Consider the following 20,042-nt stretch of genomic DNA (forward strand, 5'->3'; position numbering starts at 1 on the left):
CAGCCAGAAAAGGTTGCTCATCAATCAGGTCTCCTTGCGGGGCCTGAATCACGTCAAACGCCTGAAATCAATGGGTCTGGAGCCTAGTCAACAAGCTCGACGCCGAAGCCCGGGCCGAACGTCAGGGGCGAACCGCAGACCTGATCTCCCGTCTCGACTTCCTGATCCTCGACGAACTCGGCTATCTTCCGTTCGCCCAGACCGGCGGCCAGCTCCTGTTCCACCTGATCAGCAAGCTCTACGAGCGAACCTCGATCATCGTGACAACCAACCTGGCGTTTGGCGAATGGCCAACCGTCTTCGGCGACGCGAAAATGACCACCGCGCTCCTCGACCGTCTGACGCATCACTGCGAAATCGTCGAAACCGGCAACGAAAGCTGGCGCTTCAAGAACCGGGCGTAAACCGAAAAGGCGACCCCGCTGGCCCGCCGCCGCTGCGTTACATGGGGACTACGCAGCGCCGGGCCAGCTCAGCACCGGAGGGGTCAATATTGGACGCCGATAAGGGGTCACGATTGGATGCTGATTGACAGCCTACAGGCCAACATCTTGGCACATTGCGATGCCGTCTGGGGAGGGCGGCAACCATCCCATCTATCGATGGTGGACATCTAGCAGGCACTCCATCTCCCCGTCAGAGCGGGGAAACCGGACGGATACCTTTCACACGGTTCGTGGCAACTCCGTTCCGGCGGTTGGCCTGTTCGGGCGGGGGCTCCGCGCCGGCACCATAGCCCAGATGCGCCGTCAGTTCGGCTCCCAGCATTCGTTCCATCAGCCGGACCTTCAGCTCTTTCATCAGCCCGGCATCGCCAAGCAGATCCTCAGGCCGCTTGCAGCCTTTCAGCAACTCGTCCAGCAGTTCGTTGGAAATTGTCATCGTCAGTGCTCCTTTCAGGAAGCATGGACCGATTCAGCGATACACAGAAGACCGGACACTCTCCTATCTAGCGACGCTTGTCGATGAAGCCCCGTCGAAACCGCCTAAATACATCTCGGAAACCGATCCCGAGGCCGCCTGGTCGGTCAAGGATGGCCCCGGCCGCTTCAGCTATGAAACCAATTACCTGATCGACACCGATCATGGGATTATCGTCGATGTAGAGGCTACGCCTGCGCGCCTGAGCCGAGAAATCACCGCCGCCAAAGCGATGCTGGACCGCAGTGCCGACCGGCACGATTTCCGTCCTGACCGGATCGCGGCGGATGGTTCGTACGGCACCGGCCAGTTCCTGGCATGGCTCTGGCGGCGCAAGATCACGCCGCATGTGCCGGTGCTCGACCGCCACCACCAGACGGGCGGCAAATACGATATCGGGTACTTTCAGTACGACGCCGAGCGCGACAGCTACACCTGACTCGAAGGTCATGAAATGCCGCTGCGCCGGATCAGGGAAAAAGACCGGATCAAAAGCTACTATTCCGGCAAGCCCACCTGCGGCACCTGCCCGATCCGCAAAGCCTGCACCGACGCCCCATTCCGCACCGTGACGCGCCACATGGACGAAGACGCCCGTCAGGCCGCGCGCGATCTGGTCAGCAAGGCAGCCTTCGACACCAGCCGACGACGTCGCAAAAAGGTCGAGATGCTGTTTGCCCACCTGAAACGGCACCTCGGCCTCAAACGCCTCCGGCTCCGAGGGCTGAAAGGGGCCACCGAAGAATTCCTCCTCGCCGCCTCCGCCCAGAACCTAAAACGTATGGCCAAAATGGTCCCCTGCTAAGCGCCAAAGACCAGACCGACAAAACCCATAGCTTTGACCGCTATTACAGCGGGTTAAAACGGTTTAACCACCCCAAACACAACATGTAGTAAGTCGAGTTTTTCACCTAAATCGACCGTTTTGGGCGCGTAGTTTCTGGCAAGGGGTTATTGTCCTCCTAACCGACGCGCTTCAGGCTTTCCGCGCAAGTTCTGCAGTGGCGAACTCTGCTACTCCTTCGTCAACACCGTTTGTGAAGCAGGCCACCGTCACTGGGTCTGGTCTGTCTGGGAAGTGATAGACAGCGTTCACACTGAACGGTCCAAGCGCAGCCGTCACGCTTGGCCCGAAAGAGCTCACCGGACCACGACGCCACTTGCCCTTGTGAGCGGCAGCAACGAGGACTGCACCCATGCAAGAACCCTGTTCAGGATGTCGGGCGCCGTCCGATCCAGCGGCGCAACGGTTGACCGTAGGTCCGGGTGAAGGCCTTTTCCAGGGCGGCAGCATCCGAATATCCGCAGCGTAACGCGATCTCTCGCAGCGGCAGCTCGGTGGCCGTGGCCAGTTCCCGCGCCCGCGTCAGGCGCAGCATCTGGGCATAGCGCCCCGGCCCCATACCGATCTCGGATTTGAACATCCGGTTCAGGCTTCGCAGCGACGTACCGATCGTGGCGGCAAGGTCAGAAAGTGGCATGGGCGTCTCGACCTGCTCGACCATCATGCGGATGGCTTCCTGCAGCTTCTGCGATCCGCGACTGCCAATCCCCAGCCCCATCCGCGACCCAGCCTGCTTGCGCACGGCGTCATGCAGGAACATCGAGGTCGCGGCGAAAGCAGCCGCGGTGCCGAACGTCCGCCCGACCAGGGCCAGCATCATGTCCAACGACGATGCCGCGCCGCCGCTGCTCCAGACCGGACCGTCCAGGACGTATCGCTGATGGCTGACCGTCACCTCGGGGAAAGCCTCGGCGAAATCGGCAAGCACGCTCCAATGAAGCGTCGCCGTGTGACCCTGCAACAGCCCTGCTCGCGCGATCAACCAAGAGCCGCAATCGGCGCCGATCAGACGTGCCCCCCGTCGTGAAACGCGCCGCAACAGCGACGAGATGCGACCCGTGGAATGCTCGCGAAACCCGTATCCCGCCACAACAAGTAGTGCGTCCGGCGCCCCTAGTTCGGCCAGCGGCATGTCGGGCAGGACCCGCAAGCCGCTGGAACTGCGCACGGGGCCGTCATCGGCGGTGACGGTGCACCATGAAAGCTCGGGATAGCCGTGATCGTGAACCGCGCGCAGCGGCTCAATCAACGAGGACAGGACGAAGTTCGAAAAACCGTCGAACAGCAGAACGGCATAGCGAGGCATGGAAACGGGGCCATTTGTGACAATAAAATGGCATTATTGAACAACAAATGCGTAACGTGAACCCATATGATCGCCCCATGCTCCCGGCATCGGACGACCGGGGGAAACCTGACATACCCAAAAGGAGGAAACCTTGCCCCTGAGCATAAACCGCGAGGTCTTCATCACCTGTGCCGTGACCGGATCCGGTGGCACGCAGGACCGCAGCCCCCATGTGCCACGTTCGCCCCGCCAGATCGCCGAAAGCGCGATCGAGGCAGCAAGGGCGGGTGCCGCCGTGGTCCACTGCCATGTCCGCGATCCCGAAACCGGCGCACCCTCGCGCGACCTGGCGCTCTATCGCGAGGTGACCGACCGCATCCGCGCGGCCGATACCGATGTCGTGCTGAACCTGACGGCTGGCATGGGTGGAGACATCGTCTTCGGTTCGTCCGAGGCCCCCTTCCCCGTCAAAGCGGACGCCACCGACATGATCGGTGCGACCGAGCGGATGGCCCATATAGCCGAATGCCTACCCGAGATCTGCACGCTGGATTGCGGGACCATGAATTTCGCCGAGGCCGATTACGTCATGACCAACACGCCCGGCATGCTGCGGGCCATGGGCGCCATGATGACCGGGCTGGGCGTCAAGCCCGAGATCGAGGCCTTCGACACGGGCCACCTGTGGTTCGCCAAGGAGCTTGTTCGCGAGGGTACGCTTGCATCTCCAGCTTTGGTGCAACTGTGCATGGGCGTGCCATGGGGCGCGCCGAACGATCTGAACACCTTCATGGCGATGGTGAACAACGTGCCGGCCGACTGGACCTGGTCGGCCTTCAGCCTGGGGCGCGACCAGATGCCCTATGTCGCGCAATCAGTGTTGGCAGGCGGGAACGTGCGCGTGGGCCTCGAGGACAACCTGTTCCTGGACAAGGGCGTCCTTGCCACCAATGCGCAGCTTGTCGAACGCGCCGTATCACTGATCACGAGCATGGGGGCAAAGATCCTCGGCCCCCAGGATGTCCGCCGCAAGCTGGGCCTTCGCAAGCAGGCCCGCGTCGCGAAGGTGCCCGCATGACCGGGATGAAAAAGAAGGCCGCCATCATCGGCGGCGGCGTCATCGGTGGCGGTTGGGCCGCCCGGTTCCTTCTGAACGGTTGGGACGTCGCGATAGTCGACCCCGACCCGCAGGCCGAACGCAAAATCGGCGAGGTACTGGCAAATGCCCGCCGCGCGCTGCCCGCGCTCTATGATCGAGCACTGCCACCCGAGGGACGACTGAGCTGGCATGACGACATGGCCGACGCGGTTGCCGACGCCGATTGGGTGCAGGAAAGCGTGCCGGAAACGCTGACGCTGAAACATAAGGTACTGGGCCGGCTAAGCGCGATGGCCCCCGCCCATGCTGTCATCGGATCCTCGACATCCGGCTTCAAGCCGTCCGAACTGAACGCCGAAGGCGCCCGCGCCATCGTCGCGCATCCCTTCAATCCGGTCTATCTGCTGCCGCTTATCGAACTGGTGGGTGAGGCCGAAACCTGCACCCGCGCGTCCAAGCTACTGCGCGATGTGGGCTGCCATCCGCTGACCCTGCGAAAGGAGATCGAAGCCCATATCGCCGATCGCCTGCTGGAGGCGGTCTGGCGCGAGAGCCTCTGGCTGGTCAAGGACGGCATCGCCACGACCGAGGAGATCGATGAGGCCATCCGCATGGGCTTCGGCATCCGTTGGGCACAGATGGGTCTGTTCGAGACCTATCGCATCGCGGGCGGCGAAGCGGGAATGAAGCATTTCATGTCCCAGTTCGGCCCGGCGCTGTCCTGGCCCTGGACCAAGCTGATGGACGTCCCCGAGTTCAACGACGAACTGGTGGACCTCATCGCGTCGCAATCCGACGCACAATCCGGGCACATGTCGATCCGCGAACTGGAACGCCTGCGCGACGACAACATCGTGGGCATGTTGCGCGCGCTGCGTCGCACGAAGACTGGCGCCGGCGGCGTGATCACGGCGCACGAGGCCACCCTGCCCGCCCCCGTGCCGGGCGATTTGCCGGGCGACCTGCCGGTCACGGGCGACAGGCAGGTGCCGACCAGCTGGGCCGACTACAACGGCCACATGAACGATGCCGAGTACTTGCGCGCGGCATCCGATGCCACCGACCGCTTCATGGAGATGATCGGCGCGGATACGGATTACATCGCCTCGGGCTGCAGCTACTTCACGGTCGAGACGCATACCCGCTATCTGGCCGAGGTCCATGCGGGCGACCGTCTGCGCACGACCACGCAGGTGATCGACGGCACCGGCAAGCGGATGCACCTGTTCCACCGCCTTGTGCGCGGCGACGGGACGCTGGCCGCCACGGTCGAGGTGATGCTGCTGCATATGGACCTGACGACCCGCGCGACCTGCAATCCCGAGGGTATCGTGGCCGAACGGCTGTCCCGGCTGGCCGCTGCGCATGCGGACCTGCCTGCCGAAGGCAGCGGTCGCCATGTCGGCCAGCGCAGCAAACCCGCGGTGGAACCCGCGTGACAACCTTGCGCCGCTGCATGATCTGTGGCGGCGCATCCCACCAAGTCATCCGAAACGGCCATGCAGCATGATTGCCATTGAACAGTTCGAACGCGAATTCCAATCCGGTCTGGACACGATGGCGCGTCTTCCCATGAAGGATATGCGTCGCGGCTACGACGTGCTCTGTACGCGTTTCGCTCCGGCCCTCCCGTGCGGCATGACCATTCGCGACAGCGCTGTCGGCGGCGTGCCGCTGCGCCATCACCGTCCGTCATCCTGTAAGTCCGGCACGGTGGTATACCTGCATGGCGGAGGCTTCACGATCGGATCGCTCGACAGTCATCAGGGTGTCGCCTCCGGGCTCGCGCAGGGGCTGGGCCGCGAGGTGGTGGCAGTCGGCTATCGCCTTCTGCCTGAGGCAAGCTATGCCGATGCGATGATGGATTGCCGCGACGCGATCTTCGCGCTGGACCCGGTGGCGATTGTCGGCGACAGCGCCGGAGGGCGACTGGTCATCGACATCGCACAGGACATGGTCGACGCACCGCCACTGGGGTTGATCTATCCGGTCGTGGGACGGCCAAGGGCGGAAACGCTCGGGCCCGATGCGCCGCTTCTGTCGCGCGCGGACGTCCTGTCGGCCTGGACAGCCATCGAGCCCCATGCCCCGGCCGACGCCCCCTGCCCGTCCGCGCGGATCGAGGTTCTGGGCGTCTCGCGCGATCCGCTGACCCTGCCCCTTGAACATGCGGTCGCCGAATGGCGCGCCCTTGGGGCCATCGTCGGCTATCGCTGCGCGACCAACATGCTGCATGGCTGTCTGCACGCCCGCGAAGCCCTGCCCGCGATGAAGGTCGCCTGGGACGAATTCTGCGCCTCGCTGAAGGCGGCGATCGACGGATGACAAGAAGGGCCCGGCATCTGCACGGACCCCGCACAGCAACAAAGGAGAGCGATTTGAAGCATAATCTCGGCATCAGCATAGCGACGGTGCTGACGGTCGCAGCCCTTGTCGGGGCGGCCGCCATCGCACCCCAGACCTTCCAGTCCATGCTCGAGACGATCAAGGTATCTGTCATCGGCAATATGGGCTTCATCTTCACCTGGCCCGCATTCCTCGCATCGGTCTTCTTCGCCGTGGCAATGTTCACCCCGGTCGGCAAATTGCGCTTCGGCGAGGGTCCCCCCGAATTCTCGACTCTCAGCTGGATCGGGATGCTGTTCGCGACCGGGATGGGGATCGGCCTGCTGACTTGGGGTGTCCTCGAACCGAACTATCACGTCGATGCCGGTAACAGCCGCGATCAGGCGCTGCTCTATGCGTTCAACCATTGGGGCCTGCTGGCTTGGGCCGGATATCTGGCCGTGGGCGTAATCTTCGCTCATGCGATGCACAACATGGGCATCGGGAAGCCGGCCGAGACACTGCTGGGCGGCGGCGTGCTCAGCCGCATCAACCTGATCAGCCTTGTCGTCTCGACCGTGATCGGGCTGTCGCTGACCTTTTCCTATGCCGCCGACCCGCTGAGGCAGGCCGTCGCGCGCTATACCGGCGTGGATCTGGACGCGGCGATCGTCATCCTGGTCCTGTCGGCCTTCGCCATCGCCTCCAGCACGACGGGCATCAAGCGCGGCATCAAGTGGCTCAGCAACTACAACACCCTGTTGGCTCTGATCCTGATGACGGGCGTCTTCGTGCTGTCGCAACCGCTGGAAATTTTGGGCACCTTCGCGCGTCTGGTCCCGGAATATATCGTGCGATACCCCGCGATGGCCACCGATATCGGCCTGGGCGATCCCGAACGCAAGGCATGGCTGGCCGACTGGCTCTATGCCTTCGAGGCGGCCTGGTACGGCTGGTTCGTCTTTACCGGCGTCTTCATCGCCCGGATCTCGAAGGGGCGGACCCTGCGCGAGATGGTCGTCGGCGTGATGCTGATCCCCAGCCTGTTCTCGTGCCTGTGGTTCACGGTCATGGGGATCGCCGCCCTGACGACCGGTTCCGGAGATGTCTTCGCCCTGATGTCCACGCTGGACGACAGCGGGGTCCTGTCGGTGATCCTGACGCTGAACATCCTGCTGTTCTTCGTAACCAGCGCGGATTCGGCGGGTCTCGTCTGCGAGATGCTGACCGTGCGCCATTCGCGCGCATTCTGGATCTTGATGATGGCGGGCCTGGCGGTCGTGATCAATCGGATGGATGGCGATATCTTCAAGGTGATTTTGTCGCTGATTTCGGTAGCTGCAATTCCGGTGGCATTCGGGGTCTTCGCCCTGACTGGTGGCTTCGTGCTGCTGGCAAGACAGGGCCGAACTGGCCCCCTTCGCTCAATCTGACCATGATCGAGTCAGCGAAGGCCCCCGTCACGGGGGCCTTTTCCTATACAACTGGCCTTGTTGCGCAAATGGGGCGGGGGATTCACTGCGCGAATCCTGCATGATAGCTGGCGGCCATGAGCAGACCGGCGAAAACCCCGTACAAGACCACCAACTGGCATAGCTACAATCAAGCGCTGAGGCAGCGCGGATCGCTGACCGTCTGGTTCGATCCCTCGATGCAATGGGAAGCGGCGCCTTCCGGGCGTCGCGGCCGCCAGCAGGCATACAGCGACGCGGCGATCCAGGCCTGTCTTACCATCAAGGTCTTGCTCGGCCTGCCACTCCGGCAAACGACTGGTTTCGTGGCGAGCCTATTGGAGCTGTCCGGGCTCGGGATGGGCCGTGCCGGCCTTCAGCACCCTGTCCCGGCGACAGAAGACCTTGGACGTGACCATCCCATACCATAGAACCGCATGGCGAGGCTGCGCATCGTTGCGAAGGCGGGGGAGCCGGCCCTAAGATCGTCGACTTTCCCGTGATGTTCAAGCCGCCGCCCGCCACATCCGGTATCGTCCCTGCCCTGTTACCTCCCGGATGAGGCCACGCTCGACCATCCAGTCGATGTTGCGCTGAACCGTTGCCCGATGCGTGCCTGTCAGTTTCTGGGCCATTTGGACTGAGACCAGAGGCCAGCTTGTGAAGAGGCCCCGCAGCATCGGTGGCGTCTTGCCCGAAAGTGGCGCCATCGTTCGCTCCGCGGCAGCCGACCAGTCCTCGATCTCCTCGAGCCGGCGCAGGGCTGCGAAGGTCGCGCTCTCCATCGCGTTGAGCCAGCGCGCCAACCGGGCCGGCGGGTCCCCGGTTGCGCGGAAGCCCCCTCCTCCGCCCATTGCGATCGGTGCGAAGAAAGCGCCGGGCGTGCTCCCTGACGGCGCGAGATCGCCGATCGCGACACGCACCGCTGTCACCGCGGCCTCCAGCGGATCATCGATCGGCGACAGCTCCGCGATATGCCAGAGATGGAAGCCCACGCAGGCCCGTGTCACGGGGTGGAGGTCTTCGGCCTGATCCATCATCGCGAGCCATCCGGCGGCCCGGTCATCGAATGCTTCGCGCTCTGCCATCTCGACGACGCGCGAAGAGGCCTTTGCCCGTTCGAAACGCTCTCCCTGCCCCGGCCGGTCGCGCCGATCAAGGAAGGCCTCCAGGTCGTCCGTTCCGGACCGAAGCGTCAGCAGCGCGGGTCCGCCGGACAGTCGGCGCACGGCCCAGCCGATCCGGTACATGGCCTGCGCATCATCCGTTGCGGTCGACACCCGCAGCGCCATGTAGAGTGACAGCCGGTCGAGTCCAATCCGGTCCTGCGTCAACCAGCTGAGATCCGCGGCTTCGATCAGGGCGAGCCGTTGCCGCCAGCCAGCCGGGCCGCGGCGCAGGCGTTCATCGAGGATCCCCAGGCGCGCAGCAACACGGGCGAGCTGCGCCGCCTGCCCGGCCTCGGCCGCGCGCCAGGCATCGACGATTTCAGATTCCCTGGCCTCGGGCGCGGGTCCGGGCGGCAGGTAAACCGGCTCGTCCTCAAGCGCCCCGGGCAGAAACCAGAGATCCGCGTTATCCTCGTCTTCGGACGCCTCCAGGTCTTCAAGAGGCACCCCGTCATCGTCCCATGATCTATGGCTAAATTTTCTCATATGCGCATTATAGGACTATTTTGCGCTCTTGGAGAAGGAATTTGAGATCTCTCCGTTTTCTCTACTATAGAGGTGTTCGAGCATGCCGTCTTCTCGGGACTGTTGGAGCGCCTCTCGTGAGCTTCAGCCCATAAAAACAAGGCTTCTCGTGCTCTGCACGACGAGAGAAATACCCATTGCACACGTTTACAAACGGTCGTTTTATCATGCTTTATGAATATGTAAGATACGACGCGGCAGCGAAAAATGGAACTTTCCATGCCGCTCATCGGCTATGCCCGCGTCTCGACCGGCGAGCAGACCCTTTACCCGCAGTTGGTGGAACTGCGCCAGGAGGGCTGCATGATCATCCATGAGGAGCACGCCTCAGGCGCCGACCGCTCGCGCCCTGCCCTCACGCGCCTCCTGGCCGCGATCCGACCCGGCGACACGCTGGTGGTGGTCCGTCTTGACGGGCTGGCCTACTCTCTGGTTCAGCTCCTCCGTCCCTGGGCGATCCCATCGACACCGCCACGCCGCAGGGCCGTTTCTCGATGCAGGTGATGGGCGCGGTCGCCGAATTCGAGCGTGCGCTGATCCGCGAGCGGACCAAGGCAGGCTTGCGCTCGGCCCGCGCGCAAGGCCGGGTCGGCGGCAATCCAGGCCTGCGGGCAGGCGACCGCGAGGCCATCCGCAAGCTGCGGCTGACCCGTGACGAGAGCTATTTCCGGAAGCTGGAGGTCTCGGTCGAGGCCTGGCTCCTCTTGGTGCGCCGGTACCGCCCGGACATGACCTGGGGCGATCTGGCACGCTTCATCACCGTCCGGACCGGACAGGCCTGGTCTGTCGAGCGGCTGTAGCGCGCCGCCGATCGTTATGTCCGCGACGGCCTGCTGCCTGAGGTGGTGCTGGATTGCCCGCCGCGCCGCACGCCTGACGATCGCCTGCTGGCCATTGTCGCGGGGATGCGCCAGGGCGATCCCGAACTGACGCTCGCCGGCATCGCCAGCCCGCTGGAGGCCATGCGTGAGCGGACTCCTCGGGGCATTGGCAAGTAGCATCCCTTCACCGTCAGGATGCTGTTGCAACGGGCCGACAGGATGGGGTTGGTTGGCGGCGCGTGAGGGGCAAAGGACCCTGCCCGAGCCGCTCTGGTCCAGAAGCGCAGCCACGGCGGCTTCCAGCTTGCAGCGGCAGATAGCCGAAACGTCGCGGCCGGCCGATTTCCAAGCGACCTTTGGCGGCGCTGCATTTGGCGCTGCTCTGGGGACGCGGGATTTGGAAGCTCGTCCTGGCGTGGCCGTCGCCCAGGGCCGGGTGTATTCTCCGGCGTGTCACTCCCCTGCCCCGCAAATCGGCGCAGCACGTCCAACTCGTCCTAGACAGACCGCGTGTCCCAGTCTTTCAGTTCGGCCGCGATGGCAGTAGCCAGGCATGGGCCGAGGGGACTTCCTGGAATACTTCAGTGCCTCGCCAAGGGCGTAGACCATGCGGATGAAGGTGCGGATATGGCGGCGCTTCTGATAGCCTGAGAGCTTGAATAGGATCGCCATAACGGTGTCGGGATCGTGTTCGGCAGTGTGCGGGTCTATCAAAAATGCGGCGATAGAACTGTTCGAGCGCATTACCCCACGCGGCAAGTCCCGCGTCAATGCTGTCCAACCTTTCCGCACCACCGTGCCGGTCAGAAGCTGGTGATAGGCGGTCAGGCGGCGCCAGGCCTGGATCAGTTTGTAGCGGCCATCCCTGCTCGGCTGCACTCGGATCGGGTTCGACGGGCTGATATAGCGGATCGACCGCACCAATTCGGCCGTTCAAATCCCGCTGCGGTCGCGCGGTCGTAGCGCTGTGCCCGCGGGCACAGTGGCATGATCTTGTCTATCCTGGTACGTAGGCTTTTAAGCTGGAAAGGTTTCGGTGCCTTTGCGCGAACAGATGAACACGTAGGCTTCAATGGCAGCCCACACTGCAACCGACTGTGACCGCGGTCACAGTGGCCGATGACATCCACAACAAAGGCCTCAATTGCCACTGCTGGAACTAGCCTGCTCAACTGTTGCGGTGCATAGCGACCTAAATATCTGGGCATGCCACTGTGGCCGTGGTCACGTATGAGGGGTCGTGTGAGCATTTATGGTGGGCGCCCCAAGGTTTAGTACGTCAGGGCGGTGTCGCAGCAGATGTATCATTGTGGTAGACTTGATGACTAAAGCTCCGGGCGGTTGCTGTCCCAGGCGGAGATGGTGGATACGGAGCCCGCCATTTCCAACTGAGAAAAACTGACCCTATTCGGAACCCCTTGTGCCCGCGGGCACAGTGGTTCGCCGAATTGGTAACCTCCGCAGACTCTGCAAAAACTAGCTATGCGCGGCTACCGTCGCCAGAATATCTGAGGTCGGATCAAATGCATCAGGACGACGCAGATGAGCCTGCCGCAAGACGATCCAGCAAGGTGAAGGGATCAAATCGAACAGACCGCTTTCCAACAACAAGGCTGCGGAAATAAGCCTGCATGTTGCGGATCCGGGGCTGTAGCTGCACCATGGCCAGGACAGTGATGGCAGCTTCGCGGACGCCGAGGCGTTCCCTTGCTTTGGTGAGGAGGGCGTGGTCGATGCCGATCATCGGCGCCAGCATGCGAGCGTGGTTATCTGCGGCGTCCCACGTCGTGACTGGCTCCAGTGCGAACTCCATCGCGATTGGGCAACCTATTTGTAGTTTCACCAACATACCCTGTGCACAATCTTCATCTCGTTCCTCAGCTTCCTTACGCAAGTCTGATTCATGGTTTTCAGTGTAAGACTTAAGAGGATGTCGGTCATTTTGACCGGCAGTGGCGGTCATCGGATCGGTCCAGTTTTCTTTGGTCTCCGGCGCATCGGAAGGGTAGGGGGGGTGTCGCTCGTCCTTCTCCGAGATTCTGTTGTCAAGTTCGGCAAGGATGTCTTCTAGAAGGGCAGGCGTCAGGGACGTGCGACGCAGCATTTTCCGTGCGACGTTCGTGTCTATTCCATCGTGCCCGCGGTCATCGATCCAGGCAAGCCGTGCGAGGATCTTGGTTCTAAGGTGCCTCATATGAGCCTTGTCGCGCTCATATGAGGCAAGGGCATCGGACCACCGCTCGCGGTTGTTGATCATTGGCGACAGGTCGATCCCATAAGCTTCAACGGCACCGCTTTGCGGATCGCGGGTGCTGTATCGCTTCCCGTTGGGGCTGCTGCGCCGCTGGATTACCCCGGCCTCTGCCAGTTCAGCCAGGTGCCTGCGGATGGTCTTGTCGCTGACTCCGGCAAGTCGGCGTTGCAATTCAGCATTCGAGGCGAAGCAAATCATCCCACGGCCGGGCTTAAGGCAACTGAGAAGCGCGGACAAGGTCTGCACTACTTTGGGCTTGATGCCGAGACGAGGCGCCGCATCGCGAAGCACCCGGAAGATGCCCCATGTTTCGTCGGCCCTAGCTGCGAGGGTAGCTGGGCTCATCGCGAGGCCACTAACTCGCGAAATTGCTCGTTGAAATGTCATCCTGCTCCGCAGGGGGACCGTAAGCCCATGCGTCACCAGCCTCTGCCCGGGGTTTCTCAGAAACGCAGACAAACTTCTCCCGCCAACCGAATCGGTTGTTGTTGACGGGCACAATGGAGGCTGCTAGTAATGAAGGTGCAAAACTCGAGAACTAGCAGGGCCTTCCGAGGGTGACTTCGGGGGGCTCTTTCCTTTTCCGGTCTCCGTTGCGCTCCTTTCTGTTTTGCTCGTGTTGATCAAAGGGAAGGGGGTTCAGCCCTCTCCCCGGCTCTTCGACCAATGATCGTGGATCATCTGGACGATCTCGTCCGCGTTCTCCTCAAACCACTGTCCGAACTGGGGCTGGTGTCTCAACGAGACGCTCAGCGAAAGGCTACGGCCGGTCTTTTTCATGGTCCCGAGATGTCGCCCGCCGAGATCGAAACGGCGGATGTCGGAACCAAGCGCCCTGTCTTTCACCGCTGTGACCGCGGGCACAGCGGCTTTGCGCCCGGGCACAGGTGCCACCGGGGCGTCGGCAAGACCGGCTAGTCTCTGGGCCTGCAACAGGATGTTCTCGAATCGTTCTGACCCAGTAGAAGGCGTGTCGCTCTTTTCGGGAACGAGGGACAGAAGATCTATGCCATGCTCGCGCGCTAGGAAGGCTAGCTCGGTCCATTGCCTGCGGCCAATTTCGGGCGCGGCGCCGATAAAGAGGATTACCTCGACCGGGACATTGTCCACCACGGTGTTCATCTTCGAGATAGCCGTCCTGTCAAGGCCCAGAGCATCCTGGATGACTTGGTTCTGGTATCCAGCTTCCCGCAGCTCCCGGACGAAGAGGGCCTTCTCGATATAGGAAGGATCGACCCTGAGGTTGTTCTCCTGCCCCTGTGCGATGATTGCCGCGTCCTCGGCCAAATGGCGAACGATCGCCTTGATACGCATCCCGTTGCCGAGACTGCGCACCGCAGCCAAACGGCGGCGGCCATAGACGATGATAAACCGATTCATGCTGTCTGGATGGGGCCGCACCAAAATGGGCACCTGCTGCCCATGGGTGCAGATGCTCTCAGCGAGGCGGGCTATGTCGGCCGCCTCCAGTGCGATGCGGTCCTGGATGCCCGACTCGTCGATCACCCAGGGATCGAGTTCTTGGATCCCGCTGGCGGACATGTCGCGCAGCGTGTTGCCGAGGGCGGCCATTGAAGGGGCCCCCTGCCTGCGTAGCGCGACAGTGCTGATGGGCGGAGCGGCTGCGTCGAGAGCTGCCTCGAAGACGTTCTTGCGTCCCATCAGACACGCCCCCAGGACCGCTGGATCAGACCCTCGACCTCATGTGTCACTGCCGTGCAGCTTTGTACTGCCCGGTCGAGCGTCTTGCGCAGCAGCTTTGCGGGATCGATCTCGAAAACTGTCTGCTGCGTCATGCCCGCATCGCTGATCGCGGTGGACTTCAGCATCGGGTTGGTTAGCACCTCGTCCTGCAGAATGGTCCGGAGATAGGCGGCCATCTGGGTCTGCGGGCCATCCGAGGGCTCATAGCGGGTCAGCAGGAACTTCACGAAGTTCCAGGAGATCGGCTCCGACCGGCTGGTATGGGTCTGGATGGTGCGGAACAGGTCGCCCGCGAGGCTGAGGAACTGTGACATGGAGGCGATGTCCAACATACTAGGTACGACCGTGACGATCAGCCCGGAGCTTGCCGCGAGCGCAGAGAGGGTCGTGAAGCCCAGCTGTGGCGGGCAGTCGATAATGACCACGTCATAGCGGTCCTGGACACGATCCAACTGGATCGACAGCCGCTCGGCGAAGTTAGGCGTGATCCGTTGGCTCAGCGCATAAGCCGTATTGGTCTCGTATTCGGCAAGAATCAAGCCGGCAGGCGCCAGATCCAAGTTGTGAAAATAGGTCTTCAGGATGATGTGCTCCATACCCACCTGCTCTTCGTCGTAGCGCAGGCAGTCATAGACCGTGCCGTTCTCCTGAAACTCTAGTTCCGGACGATAGCCAAAAAGCGTCGTAAGGCTGGCTTGGGCGTCCAGATCGACGGCAAGGACCCGGTAGCCATCGAGGGCCAGCTTCTGGGCAACATGCGCCGCCGAGGTGGTCTTGCCCGACCCTCCCTTGAAATTTACAAAGCTGATGACTTGCATGGCATCGCCCGGCTGGCGGCCTGGCCGATAGGTCAGGTCCTTCTTGCCAGTGCGGAACATATGGTCGCGGATCTGGTCAATCGCCTCGGCGCTGAACCAACGATGGCCCCGCTTGTCCAAGGTTGGCTGGGGAAAATCAGGATCGTCTGCCAGGCGGGTGTTGAGATTCGAATTGGAGATCCCCGTCAGCTCGCAGACCTCGCGGGCCGAGAACAACCGCAAGGCCTTTCTTTCCTCCGGCCGGAAGGCGTTCTTCATCTGCCGGTCCAAAGACGTGGCGAGGCTTTCGGCGAATTCCGTGATACGGTCCGAATCGAAGCTGCGCCTGAGCAGGCTGAGATCGTTCATCTTGTCCTCGTCTGCCACCCAATTTCCTGGGCTTTTCGTCACTTGTATGGTGCTTACGCACCTAATTGCATCCGACCATACAAGATCTTCAGGGGCTTCCATATGCCAAATTTGCATTTAGGAACGAGTGCAGCAAGAAAATTGTGGATTGTCATTCCTGTGTGGCGAGGAGGGGACGGTTTTATACCTCATGGCCTAGCACGACTTCGGCAGTCTGCTGGAAACGCCTGTGACTGACTCGCATTCTGCTGCCGGCGGGGGATTGCACACACCCCCAGGACCGGGTTTGCGCACCGCTAGTCAACCTGGCTACCCTCGCAAGCGATTGCCACCCGAAGCCCCGAGATGGAATCCGTGCGGCCCGCCTATTGTGCCCCTGCAGTTTGGCTCGGATCTAGACAGTCGGCGCAGCACACAGGCGCAAAGGAGGGGCAGGGGTCTAGGCTCAGGGCAAAAGCCGGGGTCGGTCGGTCGCAGCCTGGAGCGAGGTCTCGGCAAGGGCCGGGATGCGGCCTGACCTGGTCATCCTGATCTTGGACTGTCGTCTCAGCCTCATAACTATTTCTCACCAAGGTAATCGTCCTTGAACCGGTCGATCTGATGCATTCGTTCATGCAAGATCGTGACAATGCCAATGTCGCCATTGGCGAGCCGCTTCCAATATACGACATGACGCTCGTAGCGGAAAAAGCATCCCTCCACCCCGAACTCGGCCGGCACGGGCCGCGACATCACACCGCCCGTTTCGAGTTGCTGGAACGCAGAAAATAGGCCGGTGATGTAGGTCTCAGCCTGCGCTTCGCCCCACCGGTCACAGGTGTAGAGATAGATCTCGTCAATGCGGAGGGATGCTGCCTCTTGGACCCGGATCGTCATGGGCTCAAGCGCGCTGGTTCCGAGCAATGACCTCAGTCGCTGTCAGTCGCTTGTAGCTGTCTTCGGGCGCTGCGAAGGCGCGGGTCAGTTCGGCCTTCAGCCGATCAAACGCTTCGCGCTCAGCCCGCTCCTTGTCGCGCCGGATCAGGTCACGGATGTATTCGCTGACGTTCTCATAGGACCCATCCTCGCCTACGTTCGCGGCTACAAAGTCGCTCAAGGCACCTCCAACGCTGACGGTCATCGTTGTCATGCGGGACACAACTGGCCTCCTGTCGCTATCAGCGTCTTCAATATAACCAAAAATGAAGACAAACCAACCTCTGTCTTGGTCTGGGCCGCACCCTTAAAGGCTACGGCTAGATAATCCGGGTTGTACGACGCGGAGCAGGACTGCAGCCGTGCCGTTAACCGGCGCCAAATGCGCGACCGACGTGCGATGACCAACAGGAGCTGCCTCATGCAACCACTCCGCCCGACATCGCCTGGAGAGCGCATCGGCGTCATCTCCGATACCCATAGTCTGCTCCGCCCCGAGGCGCTGGAGGCTCTCGAAGGCGTCGACCGCAGCTTGCACGCGGGCGATATCGGCGATCCGGGCCATCTTGACGGGCTGGCGCGCATCGTCCCGGTGACGGCAGTCCGCGGCAACATCGACCGCGGTCTCTGGGCTGAGGCCCTGCAAGAAACGGTGAGCCTCACGATCGGAGGCCTGCGGATCCACATGATTCATGACCACAAGGCTTTGCGGGCCGATCCAGCAGCCGAGGGGTGGAACGTCGTGATCTCGGGCCACTCCCACAAGCCTGGCATCGAGGAAACTGGCACCACCCTCTGGCTGAACCCTGCCGCTTCCACCTGCCGATCACGCTGGCTTTCCTTTAGGAAGAGGCTGGCCGCCCCCGCGCCGTGATCCACCCCTTGCCTGTCTGACTTGCTTCCGCCCGGACATGGCCCCCTACGCCGTTAGCCCTTGTGCCTCATCCAAGCGCAGTCGGCCCAAAGCTGCCGGTCGGCCTCAGCCTTTGCTGCGCGACCGCATCCCGGAAACCTAACATTCGAAACGCCCTGCAGAATTTCGGCCGAGATGGCAACTGCGCGCGGACAAACCGGCCGGTCGCGTCCGCACCACGGGAGTTTTCACAAACTTGCGACATGAACTACCCGCCAGGCGGTGACCCGACCTTCGGCCGTGCGGCACAGCATCCGCAGCAATCTGAGATAGCAGCCGTCCATGAGTGTTGCAGCGAAAGCTGGACCGGTACAGCCATATCGGTTAAGTTTCTGATATGCTATGATATTTTCTAAGGCGTGGACGGCGAATTGGGAGTCGGTGCATTACTCCTCATGTCATTGAAGATGATCGTGCTGCCATTACAAAACCGGTGACAACCTCTGTGATGTCGGCCATATACACAGGATACGAAGAGGTTGTTATGGCCACGCTGCAAGAGAATTTAAGAAATCGTATTCGTAAGCTACCCAAGCCAGGAAATGCAGCGCAAGCGCTGAAGCCATTTTTTGAGGCTGTCAGTAATGCATTCATGGCGATTGATGATCAAGCAGAAGCGCTTGGCACCTCTTATGAGGGTCGGGTCAGTATCGTTGTGCAGGGGCTGGGAACCGAGCAGCTTTCAATGATCGTGCGCGACAATGGGATTGGACTCGATCAACAAAGATTTAAAGCATTTTGCACTGTAGATACTGATTATAAAGAGAAAAAGGGCGGAAAGGGTGTGGGTCGCCTTTTCTGGCTTGATGCGTTTTCACACGTGGAAGTGGAAAGTCGTTTTCTTGAGGGCGATGTAATTTCCACTCGGGCATTTAAGTTCGAGCTGAAGGACCAGGATCAAATTACAGATATTGATCCTGTAGAAAGCTGGCCCCAGAATGAGACGGGAACCGTCGTCAGGTTACACGGCGTTAGCTTTGGGCCTTATAAGGATAATTATCCGCCAAAGGCTCGTGTATTGCAGGGGCATTTCGTTTCAGAGTTTATTGCAAACTTTTTGAGCGGGGCGGGCACGCATATTAATCTAACTTGTAAGGGCAAGCACGGGGTCGAGCTTGACGTCGAATATCCTTCGGAAATTCAAAAACTGGTAATGAAGGGTCCTGTAACGCTTCCTACCTTGGATTGGGATGGCAAAGCACGCGTGAATGTTATTGGATATCTTTGTGATAAGCAGACAAGTCGGGGACTGCCGGGTAAGCACCATGTGCATTTATTGGGAAATGGGCGCACTGTAGAAACCAGAAAAATTGATGACTTGCTTGGAATCACATCTCTGTCAGATAATGGTAACGATAATCTGTCGATGCATTTGGTTGTGTCGAGTGATTATCTAGACCAACGCACGTCAGAGAGCCGCACGGCATTTACTATGCCTGAGACAGACATTGCTGCGCTGGTAAAACTCATCGTTGAAATGGCGCGTAAGGACTTTATTGCAGAACAGGTCAAAGCTTTCGATGCTAAGCGCCGAGCTTCGTTTGATAAGTTTTTGGAGGAACAGCCAATCTTTGGCTATGGGAAAGCCAGTGAGATTTTCGCGTCGCTTCCCACTAGTGCTACCAGTGCGGAAAGCTTTGCAAGTGCGCTCGCGATACCACGCATGCGTGCTGAAAGAAAAAGAGAGGAGCGCTTACAGCATTTGGTTAACGCTGTTGTTACTGGCGACAAGTTACCGGTGGACTTTCCTGATGCGATCCGTTCGGCAGCGGCTGGCATTCATGAGAATGAGCGTAGCGCTTTGGCGCACCATGCCGCTCGGAGAAGAGTAGTCCTTGATCTTTTGGATGTTCTGATCCGTCGCGTCAGAGAGCGTGATGGTAAGGAAGATGTTTACCATCTGGAGAAAACATTACACTCTCTCCTCGCTCCAATGCAGTATTCGGGGGCAGGCCATACTGAGAATGAGCCGTCGTCACATGATTTGTGGATTCTTGATGAGCGACTAGCATTTACGGCTGGCTTTACATCGGATGTGTCGTTGCGAACCTTTGTAAAGGACAATACGCAAGATGATCGTCCTGACTTGGTTCTGTGGGATACCCTTTTTGGCCTTGGTTCTGTGAGCAGTCAGAATGGCGATGAACTGGTCGATGATGTCGAACTGCAGTCTAAGGTTTTCATCGTGGAACTTAAGCACCCTGGTAGGAAGAGCTATGGACCAGAAGAAAACGTTCAGTTGCAGGTCCAGAAATATGTAAAAGCTATTCGGGGCGGACAGATTGAAGGGGTTGGCCGTAGACCTATTAAGGTTTCAAGTGACTGCCGTTTCCATTGCACGATAGTTGCTGACTTTGTGGGTGGCTTTGAGACGCAAATTGCTTCATGGGATTATATCCACAATAGAGCTGCTAGGCAACTTACGTTGAAAGGCGACTTCGAGGGCGTAACAATTGATGCTTTGCCGTGGGACTACGTGCTGAGGACAGCACGTGAAAATAATCGTGCCCTCTTGGATGCTGCCGGCATGAAACGACATGGTCAAACGGTGTTTCAGGTGGAGCCAAGCGACGCGGAGGATAAGTCTCACGTAGCAGCTGAGTGATGCAAGTTTTAATGCTGTCAAACCTACTAGGGAATGCACCGG

The 20,042-nt window shown here is 60.6% G+C and carries 16 protein-coding genes and 4 pseudogenes; 11 read left to right on the plus strand and 9 right to left on the minus strand.

The window, feature by feature from the left end:
* Window positions 1-74: 74 nt before the first annotated feature.
* Window positions 75-404, plus strand: a pseudogene (locus tag J0F76_RS04620) (ATP-binding protein); the annotation flags it as partial.
* Between the two features lie 256 nt (window positions 405-660).
* Here J0F76_RS04620 and J0F76_RS04625 read toward each other — a convergent pair.
* Window positions 661-882, minus strand: a pseudogene (locus J0F76_RS04625) (transposase); the annotation flags it as partial.
* Between J0F76_RS04625 and J0F76_RS04630 the strand changes: the two are divergent.
* On the plus strand, window positions 869-1,360 hold the full coding sequence (locus J0F76_RS04630; protein WP_207466257.1) for a transposase: 492 nt from the start codon (window positions 869-871) through the stop codon (window positions 1,358-1,360). The pseudogene J0F76_RS04625 and the gene J0F76_RS04630 sit on opposite strands and share 14 nt — an antisense overlap.
* A gap of 15 nt (window positions 1,361-1,375) precedes the next feature.
* Window positions 1,376-1,726: a transposase gene (locus J0F76_RS04635; protein ID WP_207466260.1), complete on the plus strand. Its 351-nt coding sequence runs from the start codon at window positions 1,376-1,378 to the stop codon at window positions 1,724-1,726.
* A gap of 406 nt (window positions 1,727-2,132) precedes the next feature.
* On the opposite strand, the gene J0F76_RS04640 is transcribed toward J0F76_RS04635, so the two are convergent.
* Window positions 2,133-3,071 (minus strand): GlxA family transcriptional regulator, encoded by a 939-nt coding sequence (locus J0F76_RS04640; RefSeq protein WP_207466262.1) that lies wholly within the window; start codon window positions 3,069-3,071, stop codon window positions 2,133-2,135.
* Window positions 3,072-3,204: 133 nt separating this feature from the next.
* Here J0F76_RS04640 and bcoG point away from each other — a divergent pair, with 133 nt between their 5' ends.
* The 5 genes and pseudogenes from bcoG to J0F76_RS04665 all read left to right on the plus strand — a co-directional run.
* On the plus strand, window positions 3,205-4,131 hold the full coding sequence (gene bcoG / locus J0F76_RS04645) for a 3-dehydrocarnitine:acetyl-CoA trimethylamine transferase BcoG (protein WP_207466264.1): 927 nt from the start codon (window positions 3,205-3,207) through the stop codon (window positions 4,129-4,131).
* Window positions 4,128-5,591, plus strand: coding sequence for a carnitine 3-dehydrogenase (locus J0F76_RS04650; RefSeq protein ID WP_207466266.1), 1,464 nt, complete (start codon window positions 4,128-4,130; stop codon window positions 5,589-5,591). Before bcoG ends, J0F76_RS04650 begins: the two co-directional genes overlap by 4 nt.
* 199 nt (window positions 5,592-5,790) lie before the next feature.
* Window positions 5,791-6,477 (plus strand): alpha/beta hydrolase fold domain-containing protein, encoded by a 687-nt coding sequence (locus J0F76_RS04655; RefSeq protein WP_207466268.1) that lies wholly within the window; start codon window positions 5,791-5,793, stop codon window positions 6,475-6,477.
* A 53-nt stretch (window positions 6,478-6,530) separates the two neighbouring features.
* Complete coding sequence (locus tag J0F76_RS04660) at window positions 6,531-7,910, plus strand: BCCT family transporter (protein ID WP_207466270.1); 1,380 nt, start codon at window positions 6,531-6,533, stop codon at window positions 7,908-7,910.
* Between the two features lie 116 nt (window positions 7,911-8,026).
* Window positions 8,027-8,354, plus strand: a pseudogene (locus J0F76_RS04665) (transposase); the annotation flags it as partial.
* An 80-nt stretch (window positions 8,355-8,434) separates the two neighbouring features.
* On the opposite strand, the gene J0F76_RS04670 reads toward J0F76_RS04665, so the two are convergent.
* Window positions 8,435-9,583, minus strand: a complete 1,149-nt coding sequence (locus tag J0F76_RS04670; RefSeq protein WP_207466272.1) for a helix-turn-helix domain-containing protein — start codon at window positions 9,581-9,583, stop codon at window positions 8,435-8,437.
* Window positions 9,584-9,841: 258 nt separating this feature from the next.
* Between J0F76_RS04670 and J0F76_RS20850 the strand changes: the two are divergent.
* Window positions 9,842-10,620, plus strand: a pseudogene (locus J0F76_RS20850) (recombinase family protein).
* A gap of 276 nt (window positions 10,621-10,896) precedes the next feature.
* Here J0F76_RS20850 and J0F76_RS04690 read toward each other — a convergent pair.
* The 6 genes from J0F76_RS04690 to J0F76_RS04715 form a co-directional block, all read right to left on the minus strand.
* Window positions 10,897-11,364 (minus strand): ParB N-terminal domain-containing protein, encoded by a 468-nt coding sequence (locus J0F76_RS04690; RefSeq protein ID WP_207466279.1) that lies wholly within the window; start codon window positions 11,362-11,364, stop codon window positions 10,897-10,899.
* Window positions 11,365-11,971: 607 nt separating this feature from the next.
* The gene (gene repC, locus J0F76_RS04695; protein WP_207466281.1) at window positions 11,972-13,042 is read right to left on the minus strand and encodes a plasmid replication protein RepC; all 1,071 of its coding nucleotides are present in this window, start codon (window positions 13,040-13,042) and stop codon (window positions 11,972-11,974) included.
* A gap of 294 nt (window positions 13,043-13,336) precedes the next feature.
* Window positions 13,337-14,359, minus strand: coding sequence for a plasmid partitioning protein RepB (gene repB, locus J0F76_RS04700; protein ID WP_207466283.1), 1,023 nt, complete (start codon window positions 14,357-14,359; stop codon window positions 13,337-13,339).
* On the minus strand, window positions 14,359-15,567 hold the full coding sequence (gene repA, locus J0F76_RS04705) for a plasmid partitioning protein RepA (RefSeq protein WP_207466411.1): 1,209 nt from the start codon (window positions 15,565-15,567) through the stop codon (window positions 14,359-14,361). The genes repB and repA overlap by 1 nt, the downstream gene beginning before the upstream one ends.
* 558 nt (window positions 15,568-16,125) lie before the next feature.
* Window positions 16,126-16,443, minus strand: coding sequence for a type II toxin-antitoxin system RelE/ParE family toxin (locus tag J0F76_RS04710; RefSeq protein WP_207466285.1), 318 nt, complete (start codon window positions 16,441-16,443; stop codon window positions 16,126-16,128).
* A gap of 4 nt (window positions 16,444-16,447) precedes the next feature.
* Complete coding sequence (locus J0F76_RS04715; protein WP_207466287.1) at window positions 16,448-16,705, minus strand: addiction module antitoxin; 258 nt, start codon at window positions 16,703-16,705, stop codon at window positions 16,448-16,450.
* Window positions 16,706-16,903: 198 nt separating this feature from the next.
* Between J0F76_RS04715 and J0F76_RS04720 the strand changes: the two genes are divergently transcribed.
* Both J0F76_RS04720 and J0F76_RS04725 read left to right on the plus strand, forming a co-directional pair.
* Window positions 16,904-17,356: a metallophosphoesterase family protein gene (locus J0F76_RS04720; protein WP_242689987.1), complete on the plus strand. Its 453-nt coding sequence runs from the start codon at window positions 16,904-16,906 to the stop codon at window positions 17,354-17,356.
* A 523-nt stretch (window positions 17,357-17,879) separates the two neighbouring features.
* Complete coding sequence (locus J0F76_RS04725) at window positions 17,880-20,000, plus strand: hypothetical protein (protein ID WP_207466289.1); 2,121 nt, start codon at window positions 17,880-17,882, stop codon at window positions 19,998-20,000.
* Window positions 20,001-20,042 lie beyond the last annotated feature (42 nt).

This window comes from Paracoccus fontiphilus (assembly GCF_017356265.1).
Classification (GTDB): domain Bacteria; phylum Pseudomonadota; class Alphaproteobacteria; order Rhodobacterales; family Rhodobacteraceae; genus Paracoccus; species Paracoccus fontiphilus.